Genomic DNA, 11,938 nt, shown 5'->3' with positions numbered 1-11,938 from the left:
GGCATCATGACCGACACAAGCTCGAATACCGCTGTCGCGACAAACCACATACCGGGCCGGTTCCGCCATGTGCTGATGATGCTTTGGGCAGACAAGTTCGCCTTTGCCGCTGCGCTGTTTCTGTTGCTGGTCGTGATCTGCGCGATCCTTGGCCCCGCCCTGCTGGAGGATGTCGCCGGCAAGCAGAACCTGAGGGCGCGCAACGCCCCGCCCTTCCTGGCCGACCGTGGCTTTCTGTACATCCTGGGGGGCGATGCCCTGGGTCGGCCGCTGCTGGCACGGATGATCGTGGCAGCGCAGAACACCATGGTGATCGCGGCGGGGGCGGTCGTCGGGTCGATGCTGCTGGGCACGGTGCTGGGGCTTGTTGCGGGCTATGCCGGGCGGACCACGGGCGAGGTGATCATGCGGCTGGCCGATGTGATCATGTCCTTTCCCTCGCTGCTGCTGGCGGTGATCGTGCTGTACATGCTGGAACCCTCGATCGCGAACCTGATCCTTGTCCTGACCATCACGCGGATCCCGATCTATCTGCGCACCACCCGCGCCGAGGTGCTGGAGGTGCGCGAGCGTATGTTCGTGCAGGCTGCGCGGGTCATGGGCGCGTCGCGGGGGCGGATCATCTTTCGCCATATCCTGCCGGTCATCCTGCCAACGCTGCTGACCATCGCGACACTGGATTTCGCCTTTGTGATGCTGGCGGAATCGGCGTTGTCCTTTCTGGGAATCGGCATTCAGGCGCCCGAAATCACCTGGGGGCTGATGGTCAGTCAGGGGCGGCAATACCTGACCAACGCCTGGTGGCTGGCCTTCTGGCCCGGTCTGGCGATCATCCTGACCACCATGTCGCTGAACCTGCTGTCGGGCTGGCTGCGCGTTGCGCTGAACCCCACGCAGCGCTGGCGGCTTGAACTGAAGGGCAAGCGCAATGGCTGAGCATCTTCTGGAAGTGCGTGACCTTTCCGTAAGGTTCCATACCGCGCGCGAGACGGTGAATGCTGTCAATGGCATCTCGTGGCACCTCGACCGGGGCGAGACTCTGGCCATCCTTGGCGAAAGTGGCTCGGGCAAGTCGGTTTCGGCATCGGCGATCATGAACCTGATCGACTGCCCCCCCGGCGAGATCGTCAGCGGCCAGATCCTGTTCGAGGGGCAAGACCTGCTGTGTCTGGACCCCGAGGCCCGGCGAAAGATCAACGGTCGCCGCATCGCCATGATCTTTCAGGATCCGCTCAGCCATCTGAACCCGGTCTATCCCGTCGGCTGGCAGATCGCCGAGGCCGGAATGGCCCATGGCGAAAGCCGTGGCGACGCCTTTGCGCGGACGCTGGATCTGATGCGGCGGGTAGGTATTCCCGACCCCGCCGCCGCGATGCGAAAATATCCGCAACAGTTCTCGGGCGGGCAGCGGCAGCGGCTGATGATCGCCATGGCGCTTGTGATGAAGCCGGACATCCTGATCGCGGATGAGCCGACAACGGCGCTGGATGTCACCGTGCAGGCCGAGGTTCTGTCCCTGCTGGAGGAATTGCAGGAAGAAACCGGCATGGGCCTGCTGCTGATCACCCACGATCTTGGCGTCGTGGCCGAATCCGCTGACCGCGCAGTGGTGATGGAGGGCGGGCGCATCGTGGAAACCGGAACCCCCCGCGACCTGTATCACAACGCCCGCCACCCCTATACCCGCAAACTGCTGGCCGCCGCCCCCGGAAAGGGCGCGCTGCGCCAGCCCGACGACGCGCCAGAACCGATCCTGTCGGTGCGCGGACTCAGCAAATCCTATGGTGCCTTCACCGCGCTGAAACGCGCCGATTTCGACCTGCGGGCGGGCGAGACCCTGGCCGTGGTGGGCGAAAGCGGCTCGGGCAAATCGACCATCGCGCGGCTGATCCTGCGACTCGAGGATGCGTCGGGCGGACAGGTTTTGTGGCAGGGCGACGAGCTGCTGCGAAAATCCCCGCGAGAGATGGGGCGGCTCAGGCGGCAATTGCAGATGGTGTTTCAGGATCCGACCCAGTCCCTTGCCCCGCATATGTCGATTTTCGACGTTATTTCAGAGGCGTGGGTAATCCACCCCGATATTCTGCCGCGCAAGGAATGGCGCGCGCGCGTGGTCGAATTGCTGGAACAGGTGGGGCTGCGGGCCGAACATGCTGACCGTTACCCGCATCAGTTCTCGGGCGGGCAAAGGCAGCGTATCGCCATCGCGCGCGCCCTTGCGCTGGAACCGCAACTGATCATCTGCGACGAGGCGGTATCGGCGCTGGACGTGTCGATCCAGGCGCAGGTGATCGAGCTGCTGGGCCGGTTGCGCGACAATCTGGGCATCGCTTTCATCTTCATCGCCCATGATCTGCCCGTGGTCCGCGATTTCGCGGATCGGGTGATGGTGATGCAATGTGGCGAGGTGGTCGAACAAGGCCCGGTCCGGCAGATTTTCGAGGCCCCGCGCGAAATATACACCCAGCGTTTGCTGGCCGCCGGACTGGATGCCGACCCGGATGTACAGGCAGAACGCCGCGCGGCGCGTCTGGCGCTTGCCGGCTGACGGGCCTGCCCGGTGGCCCGTCAGGGCCAGGGGTATTCGGCAATCTCTATCCCGGCTGCTGACAGTTCGGCCACCACCTTGCGGCGATAGGCAACAACTTCGCCGATGGGCAGGGCACTGCGTTCCGCGACCTCATGCCCCGAGAAACGCGGATCGCCCCCCTCGCCCCATTGGTCAAGGATATAGTTCAGCACATCGGCGATCTCACCCGCCGACAGCCCCGCCGAATTGACGCCGGGAACATGGACGATATAGGTCCGGCCGATGTCGGACCCGGCGATCTTGCCCACGGAATCGGGAAAGGGCGGAATGCCTCCGGCGATGGTGCCCTTGCCCGTCATTCCATGGCAACCCGAGCAATGGAGGATATAGTCCCTGCGCGCAGGATCGGCCATGACGCCGGATGCCATCGACGACAGCAGCATCAGGCCGGAAAGCAGTCGCGCCCTCATCTGTCGGTCACTCCGTCTTTGGCCGCATCGCCTTGAGATCGGCACGGCTCAGCGCGCCGTCCCGCGTCGCGGCGATGTCGTCGGCTGACAGGGTCTTGTCGGTTTCGCCAAGCGTGGCAAGCACCCAGTTCGAGACGCTGGACAATTCGTCATCCGAATAGCCCTCGACTGCGGGCATGACCATGCCCATGTAACGTTCGCCCCGGATGGTCATCGACATGGCGATGCCCTTGGTCAGCACCCCGGCCAGATAGGCCGGTGCGTCATCGCCAAGCGCCTGCCAGAAATCGGGCCGGTCCAGAGGCGGGGCCAGCCCCGGACTGCCGATGCCGCCCTCGTTATGGCAGGCCGCGCACACCTCGGAGAACAGGGCAGCCCCGTCATCCTGCGCAAGGGCCGTGCCCGCCGACAGGCAGGCCGTCAGTCCGGCCACCAATGCCCCGCGCCTCATTCGGCAAGCCCGACAACGACGGAAACGGTGCAGTGATAGCCCTTGTCGTCATTCGCAAGGCACCAGTTGATGTCGTTATACAACCCCATGCGATAGCCCGGCCTTTCGCCGACATTATTGTTGCAATAGGCGGCTGTATGCAGCATCGGCTTGCCACAGCAATCGTTGTAGCTGATCAGGTAATCCTTGCCGTCATCAGGGTTGCTGCATGTCCCGACCCAGGCCACCGCCGAGACGGTCGAACCCGGCGGGCAGGATTTCAGCGATCCGCCCGACTGGTCGCACAGGAACCCGTCGATGGCGCAGTGCCGCCAATAGGTGCATGGATCGTCGGCGCTGCCTTCGGCGGCGTTGGCGCGGCGGTCGAAGGGCAGGATCGGCGCGGCGACGGCGGCCCCCAGCAGCGTCGTGCCGGCACGGGACAGGAACGAACGGCGCCCGAACTGGCGGGCCGAGGCGCGGACATTGCCCTCGACCGATTTGTCGATGCGGCTAAGCAGTTTGTCGATGAAACGGGACATGTGGTCGGCTTCCTTCTTGCAAAAAGCAGGTGTTACGAGGTCATGCCGCTGACGGCGGCCTGATAGGACGGAATCCCGGTTTCCGAGGCGGTGAACAGGCTTTCAAGCTGTTCGCGGCTGTTCACCAGCCCCTTTGCGGCGACCTTGCCGTTACGGTCGATCAGCACCGCGAAGGGCAGTTTCGAGACCTTGAAGCTCATCCCCAGTTCAGAGGACAGCACATAGGGAAAGACGCCCAACCCCTCGGCCTCGATCAGGCGGCGATGCAGCGCCTCGCGCCCGTCCGAGGCCAGGATGACATCCAGCCAGCCGCCCTCGTCGCCACGGATGGATTTCAGCGCGGGCAACAGCGCCTTGCAAATCGGGCAGCTTGTGGACAGGAAGAACACAAGCTGCGCCCGCCCGCCGTCGCCAAGGGTCAGGCCCGCGCCGTTCAGGTTTGGCAGCGCCAGTTTTGGCACCGCCTCGCCCATCTCGGGCCCGCTGCCCGAAATCATCGCGCCCACTGGCGAGACCCGTTCGAACAGGATACCGATCTGCCGGGCAAGCGCAAAGATGACGCCGATCTGGATCACGACGACGATCCACAGCATGACATTGGAAAAGATAAGCAGGTTCATCTCAGATATCTCCCTGCCGGATATTCGGCAGATGCGAGGACAGCTTTTCCAGCACCGCATAGATCGCGGTCAGGACAAGGGCGGCAAGGATCGCGCATGCCGCGTCCAGCGCCGGGACCGTTGCGGCGGGCAGGACCAGCAGGCACAGCGCCAGCGCCGTCAGCACGACGTTGCGCAGCAGCGTAAAGCGCGACACGATCTGCGGCGCACCGCCACAGCCGCAATCGATCCGGTCGCGCCCGTTCAGCAGCGCCACCGCCATCAGCAGACCATAGCCCGCAAACAGCGCCGCCGCCATGGCCGAGCCCAGAGGCCGCAGCGGCGGGGCCAGCAGGGCAAGGACGGCCAGCGTCTCGATCACAGTCAGGGCGCGGATGATGGGCGCGGCCCAATGATCGGGCACCAGCCCATAACCCTGCGCAAAACCGACGGTCTCCAGAAACCTGTCAGCCTTGTGCCAGGCCGCCCGCGCCAGAATGATCGCCAGAAAGCTGGTGATCGTCACGGCCAGAAGGGGCGCGATCAGGGCCATCTCAGAAATCGGTGGCAAGCTTGGTGGCGAAAAGGGCAACGCCCTCACGCGAGGCGGCGGTGGTGATCGCCGCGCCTTCGCCAAGGGTCACGTCATAGCGATGCACGCCCCCCATGTGATCGACGCCAAACAGGACCGGCGTATCGCCGCCGCTGACCGCAAGGTTTGTGTCGGCATTCGCCTTGCCGCGCGCGACCACAGTGCCGCTTTCCAGATCAATGGCCCAGATTTCCTCGGCCGGAAATTTGTGCGACCCGTCAAAGGCGTTCGGGTGCATGCCCACGAACAGCGTGTTCGACGGCGCGTGATAGGCGATCATGTTATTGCCGCCCGGTGCCCATCCATCCGAGGCAAATTCGGCGGTGCGTTCCAGAACCGGCACATCGCCGCTGTCATCGACGAACAGCAGGCTGCCGCCAAAGGTGACATAAACCAGCTTGCCCTGCGCGCGCACCGCGACGCCAAAGACCGGGTTGCTGTCGGCATCGAAGATTTTTTCCGATTTGACCCCGTCCGAGACGGTGCCATCGGCCTCATAGCTGTATTTCGTCACCGTGCCGTCGCCGCACAGGGTCGAAAAGGCGTGGCCCTCGGTGCTGGGATAGGCGGTCCAGCAGCCGGGCGTCGGAATCTCGACCAGATCGCCGCCCTTGGCCAGATCGACGATATTGACCGAGGTGGCGGGGGTGGCGTTCTGCACGACCATATAGGCCCCGTCCGCCGACAGGTTGAAAATGCCGTTCTGGCTGAGCGCGGGGGCGAATTTCGGCGAGATAAGCATCTCGGTATTCGCATTCAGCGTCGCCGCGTCCCATTCGTGGATCACCGCCTCAAGTTCGCCATAGGTATAGCGGCGCATATAGCCCGAGGCGGTATACAACTTGCTGTTGTCGGGGCTCATCGCCATCTGGCCCATGCTGCCAAAGCCGATACTGCCCACCAGCGCCAGATCTTCGGCGTTCAGTACATAGATCACGCTGGATCCGGTCATCCCGAAATCCAGCACGAACAGGTGATCGCCTTCGGGAATCCGCTCTTCCACGGTCAGGGTTTCGGGCTCGATCTCGGTGCCCTGCGACAGGGCCGGATTGCCCGACGCAACCAGAACCGAGAGGGTGAGGATGAGGTGATGTTTCATGGCTGTCCTGCTGGAATATTGAATGACATGTTCGGCAAGGCGGTCCGGGCCGTGATACGGGGCGATATTGTCAGGCGAAATGCATGGCCTGACCCCGGCATTGCGGCTGGCACCGTCAGAAAGGCGAGTGTTCCATGCTGCGTTCTCCCTTTGATCCGGTCTGGTCGCCGAATTTCGGATCAGGACAACATATCCCCGCAACCGCGTCTTGGCGTTTCACGCCAGTCTCTATGTTTATTGCGCCAAGAAACGGGCGCAGCGCGTGTTTGCCCATGGCTTTGCAGGTGCCAATCCGGGTTTGACCGGCAGCGGCGCTTGGTCTATCCTAGACCGGTCGGTCAATGAAAGACTCGGTACCGGCGCCATTGGGTCGGGGGAGTATCCAATGCAATATCAAGATGTTAAGTCATTTCCGCCCGGTCATGCCGTCGGCATGCTTTACGCGGCCGATCAGGATATGCCGATCGAAAGTTTTAACCAGCGGGTGCAAAAGGTCTGCGGCATGTTTCGTGCCGATCCTGCGGATCGCCGGTCCATTTTGCGGGGTTCGGTGCAGCACAGGCGGATCGCACGCTTTGACGCGGCGGCGATTGCGGTGGATGCGGACCGGGTTCTGCGCGACAAGACCATGATCCGCCGCGATCCGGGCGAGCATCTGTTCATGCTGGTCCAAACCGAGGGCAACTGCGAAGTGACTCAGCGCCAGACGCGTGCAAGGCTGGCCAGGGGCGACATTTTTATCGTGGATTCCACTCTGCCATCCGAATTCACCTATCGCGGCAAGCTTTCGCGCCAGTTATCTTTGCATCTGCCAAGGGACGAGGCGCAGCGAAGGCTGGGCACCGGCTGTCTTGGCGGCGTGGCGTTGCGGCGCAACGATCCGCTGTTTCCGGCGGTGCAGAATGTAGTGATGAACATGGCGCGCCCCGACAGCGGCGGCCATCTTGCCCTGTCCGAGGCGCTGCTGAACATCCTGTCGGCATATTTCCACGCCAGAGCCGAACGCGGCGGACCCAATGGCCGCAAGGACGATCTGGTTTATCAGGGCGCGCTATGCCATATCGCCAAGATGGCGCTGGACGCCGATTTCAGCATCGACCGGTTGGCCAGCGAGGTCGGCGTGTCGCGACGCAGCCTTCAGCGCATCTTTGAACGCAATGGCGACACCGTGACCGGGCGGGTTCTGGCCGCACGCCTTGATACGGCATGGGCGCGGCTGTCGATGCCCGGCAGCGAAGGCGTGTCGGTGGCCTCGGTGGCGTTCGACTGCGGTTTCAACGACCTGTCGCATTTCTATCGTGTGTTCCGGGCACGCTTTGGCCAGCCCCCCGGTGCACTGCGCAAACCCGAGTAAACGCGCTTTGGCGCGGTGAACCAAAGCGTTGGCGCAAGACGCCAAGAGTTTCACGCCCGTCCGTGCTAGCCGGATCCATCGGGTGCGGGATGCCACGCCCGTCCATGCGGCGGTATCATCAACGGAGGCGACGGCATGAAGAATTTCGATCTGACCATCGACGGGAAACCCTATGCCGTCGGGCTGCGTTTCGACGTGATGAATCCGGCAACGGGCGCGGTCGTGGGCAGCGTTCCGAACGCGACCGTGCAGGATCTGGACCACGCTGTCGCTTCGGCCAAGGCGGCATTCGTCGCCTGGTCACAGACCAGCGACGCCGAACGCAAGGCCGCCTGCGAGGCTATCGTCGCGAAGATCGGCGAGCATGCCGAGGAACTGGCCGAGCTGCTGACACTGGAACAGGGCAAGCCGCTGAACGGACTGGGTTCCCGTTGGGAAATCGGTGGCGCTCAGGCATGGGCAGGCCACACCGCCACGCTGTCGCTGCCCGTCAAGGTCTTGCAGGACGACAATACCGGCCGGGTCGAGATGCATCGCAAGCCGGTGGGCGTTGTGGGTTCGATCACGCCGTGGAATTTCCCGGTGATGATCGCGATCTGGCACATCATCCCTGCCCTGCGCACCGGCAACACGGTGGTGGTCAAGCCCTCGCCCTATACGCCGCTGGCAACGCTGCGTCTTGTCGAATTGATGAACCAGGTTCTGCCGGCGGGCGTGGTCAATATCGTCACCTGTGACGATCATACCAACAATCTGGGCGCGGCAATGTCCGCGCATCCTGACATCCGCAAGATCGTGTTCACCGGCTCGTGCGCGACTGGCCAGAAGGTCATGCAATCTGCTGCCACGACGATGAAGCGCCTGACGCTGGAACTGGGCGGCAACGACGCCGGTATCGTGCTGCCCGACGCCGACCCGAAAGAGATCGCCGAGGGCCTGTTCTGGGGCGCATTCATCAACAACGGCCAGACCTGCGCGGCGATGAAGCGGCTGTATGTCCATGACAGCATCCATGACGCGGTCTGCGACGAGCTGGTGAAATTCGCCGCCACCATCCCGGTGGGCGACGGCATGAACGAGGGCTCGATCCTTGGCCCCATCCAGAACCGCATGCAGTTTGACAAGGTCTCGGGCCTTGTGGAAGACGCTAAGAAACGTGGCACGGTGCTGCTGGGCGGCGCGGCGGGCGACGGCCTGTTCTTCCCGCCGACCATTATCTCGGGCCTCAAGAACGGCGATCCGCTGGTCGATGAAGAACAGTTCGGCCCTGCCCTGCCGATCATCCGCTATACCGATCTGGATCAGGTGATCGACGCCGCCAATGACAGCCCCAACGGGCTTGGCGGCTCGATCTGGACCAAGAATATCGAGGCCGCGCGCAAGCTGGCCTTGCGGATGGAATGCGGTTCGGTCTGGGTCAACAAGCACGGTATGATCCAGCCCAACGCGCCGTTCGGTGGGGTCAAGGCCTCGGGGCTGGGGGTCGAGTTCAGCGACGAAGGGCTTGCCGAATACACCGATATTCAGGTGGTTTTCAGCTAAATCCAGAACGGACGGCGGGGATTTCCCCGCCGTTTTCATTTTGGCTGCCCGCCCCGCCGCGTTCCGGCGGGCGGCACTGCCATGCGAGTGCAATCACGGAGGCGAACATGCAGACCAATGACAAGGGCCCGAACCGGCGCGACATGATGAAAATGACTGCGGCAGCGGCAGCGGCCATCCCGCTGACCGGCCTGCGTGCCAGCGCTAATACCGGCGGCCCTACCGATCTTTCCGCCGTTGACCTGTCCAACGCGATTCACGCGCGCTCGATCTCTTGCGTCGAGGTGATGAACGCCTATCTCGACCAGATCGAGCGGATCAATCCGCAGGTCAACGCCATCGTGTCGCTGCTGCCGCGCGAAGATCTGGTCGCGCAGGCGCAGGCCGCCGATGACGACCTTGCGGCAGGCAAAGATCGCGGCTGGCTGCACGGAATGCCGCAGGCGATCAAGGATCTGGACACGACCGTGGGCATCCGCACAACCTATGGATCGCCCATCATGAAGGACTATATGCCCAAGTCCGACACGATCATGGTCGAACGCATCCGCGCCAGCGGTGCCATCCTGATCGGCAAGACCAACACCCCGGAATTTGGCCTCGGCTCACATACCTATAACGAAGTCTTCGGCACCACGCTGAACGCATATGATCAAAAGCTCAGCGCCGGCGGCAGTTCCGGCGGCGCGGCGGTGGCGCTGGCCACCCATATGCTGCCGGTCGCCGATGGCAGCGACATGATGGGATCGCTGCGCAACCCCGCCGGCTGGAACAACGTCTTCGGCTTCCGCCCATCGGCGGGCCGCGTCCCCTATGGCCCGACCGGAGAGCTGTTCTACCAACAGCTTGGCTATGGCGGACCGATGGGCCGCTCGGTCGCGGATATGGCGATGCTGCTGTCCATTCAGGCCGGGTATGACCCGCGCACACCGCTGTCGCTGGATGGCGATGCCGCGCTGTTTACACAAAGCCTGGACCATGATTTCAAGGGTGCCCGGATCGGCTGGCTTGGCGATCTGGACGGTTATCTGACGATGCAGGCGGGCGTGATGGATGTCTGCCAGAAGGCGCTGGCGAATTTCGAGACCCTGGGTTGCACGGTCGAACCGGCCAAGATCGATTTCGACATGGCAAAGCTGTGGGAAACATGGCTGACCCTGCGCGGCTTTCTTGTCAGCGGTCTCGTTGCACCACTGGCCGCGAACCCCGAGACGAAGCCGCTGTTGAAACCCGAAGCCGTCTGGGAAAACGAGCTTGGGCTGAAACAGACCAGCACGGGTATTTATCAGGCTTCGGTGGCCCGCTCGGATTTCTATCGCGAGATGCTGCGCCTTTACGACAGTTACGATTATCTGGTCCTGCCGACGGCGCAGGTCTGGCCCTTCGACGCGACGCAGCACTGGCCTGCCGAAATCGAGGGCAAGCAGATGGACACCTATCACCGCTGGATGGAGATCGTCATCCCCGGCACCCTGTCCGGCGTCCCGGTCATCGCCGTGCCCGCTGGCTTTTCCGATAGCGGCCTGCCGATGGGCCTGCAAATCATGGCCCGCCCCCGCGCCGACCTTGCCGCGCTGCAAATCGGCCACGCCTGGCAGAACGCCACCGACTACCTGACACGCAAAAGCCCGCTTCTGTAACGAGATGCCCCGCTCCGGGCCGGCGACTTCCGCCGCGCCCGGACACCCCGCCAAGAAGCCGCATCCCGCCAACCCCACCGGCATCAGCGCAAACACCGATTATGCCTTGTAAAGGCCTCCACCTCACGTTTATACCCATCGACGGAGACGTGGCCGAGTGGTCGAAGGCACACCCCTGCTAAGGGTGCAGACGGGAAACCGTCTCGAGGGTTCGAATCCCTTCGTCTCCGCCACCCACCATTTTCATACAGTTGCATTCAGACCTATTCAGCGCCATATGGCGCTGTTTTTGTTTGATTATCTGCATTCGTTGTTGATCTTCGAGTTTCTTCGATTACACTCATTCCTGTTCATTGGGTGGTATGAAGTGTGGTATGTTTATGGCTCTGCATAGCGGCAAGCTGACCAAGAATCTGGTGCGAACGCTTGGTCCCGGTCGGCATGGCGACGGGAACGGTCTCTATCTTGTGGTGGACCCAAGCGGCGCGCGGCGCTGGATTGTGCGCGTCACGGTCAAGGGGCAGCGGAATCGGGAAGGCAAACCCCTGCGCACCGATTTTGGTTTGGGTGGGGCGGACATCGTGACTCTGAACCAAGCGCGTGACCGTGCCCTCGAATATCGCCGCATGGCAAAGCAAGGCCTCAATCCGCGCTACAATGTCCGCCAAGAGGTGCCGTGCTTCGAGGAAATCGCCCAGCAGGTTCACATCGAGCGCTTGCCGACGTGGAAGAACCCCAAGCACGGGCAGCAATGGATCAACACGCTCTCTGAATATGCCTTCCCGAAGATTGGGCGCTTGCCGGTGTCGGAGGTCGGGCAGCCCGAGGTGTTGCAGGTCCTGCTCCCGATTTGGACCGAAAAGCACGAAACGGCCAAGCGCGTGGCGCAGCGGATCAAGGCCGTGCTGGATGTTGCGAAGTCGAAGGGCTTCTATACCGGCGAAAACCCCGTCAACACGATCCGCGATGCCAAGGTGTTGCCACGCGTCAAACAGAAGGTACAGCACCACAAGGCGATGCGCTGGCAGGATGTGCCCGCCTTTTACGCCGATCTCGCCACGCGGGATGCAATGGCGGCAAAAGCGCTGATGTTCACCTGCCTGACTGCAAGCCGGACCAGCGAGGTCTTGCAGGCCCGTT

General features: G+C 62.9%; 12 protein-coding genes and 1 tRNA gene. 7 read left to right on the top strand and 6 right to left on the bottom strand.

Annotation, left to right across the window (positions count from 1 at the left end; genetic code table 11):
- Together ACK5L9_RS09880 and ACK5L9_RS09875 are read left to right on the top strand one after the other, a co-directional pair.
- Window positions 1–936: ABC transporter permease (locus ACK5L9_RS09880; RefSeq protein WP_416911293.1), on the top strand; the 936-nt coding region annotated here is incomplete at its 5' end.
- Window positions 929–2,548, top strand: a complete 1,620-nt coding sequence (locus tag ACK5L9_RS09875; RefSeq protein WP_416911292.1) for a dipeptide ABC transporter ATP-binding protein — start codon at window positions 929–931, stop codon at window positions 2,546–2,548. The genes ACK5L9_RS09880 and ACK5L9_RS09875, both read left to right, overlap by 8 nt.
- 20 nt (window positions 2,549–2,568) lie before the next feature.
- Here ACK5L9_RS09875 and ACK5L9_RS09870 read toward each other — a convergent pair whose 3' ends face one another.
- The 6 genes from ACK5L9_RS09870 to ACK5L9_RS09845 are packed head-to-tail and all read right to left on the bottom strand — an operon-like array spanning window position 2,569 to window position 6,262.
- Window positions 2,569–3,000 (bottom strand): c-type cytochrome, encoded by a 432-nt coding sequence (locus ACK5L9_RS09870; RefSeq protein WP_416911291.1) that lies wholly within the window; start codon window positions 2,998–3,000, stop codon window positions 2,569–2,571.
- Window positions 3,001–3,007: 7 nt separating this feature from the next.
- Window positions 3,008–3,433: a c-type cytochrome gene (locus ACK5L9_RS09865; RefSeq protein ID WP_416911290.1), complete on the bottom strand. Its 426-nt coding sequence runs from the start codon at window positions 3,431–3,433 to the stop codon at window positions 3,008–3,010.
- A gap of 14 nt (window positions 3,434–3,447) precedes the next feature.
- Entirely contained in the window at window positions 3,448–3,972 is a 525-nt protein-coding gene (locus ACK5L9_RS09860; protein WP_416911289.1) for a methylamine dehydrogenase light chain, read from the bottom strand.
- 32 nt (window positions 3,973–4,004) lie between these two features.
- Window positions 4,005–4,592 (bottom strand): thiol-disulfide isomerase, encoded by a 588-nt coding sequence (locus ACK5L9_RS09855; protein ID WP_416911288.1) that lies wholly within the window; start codon window positions 4,590–4,592, stop codon window positions 4,005–4,007.
- Window position 4,593: 1 nt separating this feature from the next.
- The gene (locus tag ACK5L9_RS09850; protein ID WP_416911287.1) at window positions 4,594–5,124 is read right to left on the bottom strand and encodes a MauE/DoxX family redox-associated membrane protein; all 531 of its coding nucleotides are present in this window, start codon (window positions 5,122–5,124) and stop codon (window positions 4,594–4,596) included.
- A gap of 1 nt (window position 5,125) precedes the next feature.
- On the bottom strand, window positions 5,126–6,262 hold the full coding sequence (locus ACK5L9_RS09845) for an amine dehydrogenase large subunit (protein ID WP_416911286.1): 1,137 nt from the start codon (window positions 6,260–6,262) through the stop codon (window positions 5,126–5,128).
- Window positions 6,263–6,647: 385 nt separating this feature from the next.
- Between ACK5L9_RS09845 and ACK5L9_RS09840 the strand changes: the two genes are divergently transcribed.
- The 5 genes from ACK5L9_RS09840 to ACK5L9_RS09820 form a co-directional block, all read left to right on the top strand.
- Window positions 6,648–7,616 carry a helix-turn-helix domain-containing protein gene (locus ACK5L9_RS09840; RefSeq protein WP_416911285.1) on the top strand — a complete coding sequence of 323 codons (969 nt, stop codon included), beginning with the start codon at window positions 6,648–6,650 and terminating at the stop codon, window positions 7,614–7,616.
- Between the two features lie 135 nt (window positions 7,617–7,751).
- Entirely contained in the window at window positions 7,752–9,158 is a 1,407-nt protein-coding gene (locus tag ACK5L9_RS09835; protein WP_416911284.1) for an aldehyde dehydrogenase family protein, read from the top strand.
- A 107-nt stretch (window positions 9,159–9,265) separates the two neighbouring features.
- Window positions 9,266–10,798, top strand: coding sequence for an amidase (locus ACK5L9_RS09830; protein ID WP_416911283.1), 1,533 nt, complete (start codon window positions 9,266–9,268; stop codon window positions 10,796–10,798).
- A 143-nt stretch (window positions 10,799–10,941) separates the two neighbouring features.
- Window positions 10,942–11,031: transfer RNA gene (locus ACK5L9_RS09825), tRNA-Ser, on the top strand.
- A gap of 141 nt (window positions 11,032–11,172) precedes the next feature.
- On the top strand, window positions 11,173–11,938 hold a 766-nt coding region (locus ACK5L9_RS09820; RefSeq protein ID WP_416911282.1), incomplete at its 3' end, for a tyrosine-type recombinase/integrase.

This window comes from Paracoccus sp. (in: a-proteobacteria) (assembly GCF_047973135.1).
GTDB lineage: Bacteria > Pseudomonadota > Alphaproteobacteria > Rhodobacterales > Rhodobacteraceae > Paracoccus.
Note: the sequence above shows the minus strand (reverse complement) of the source record. Positions and strands in the feature narration are given on the sequence as shown.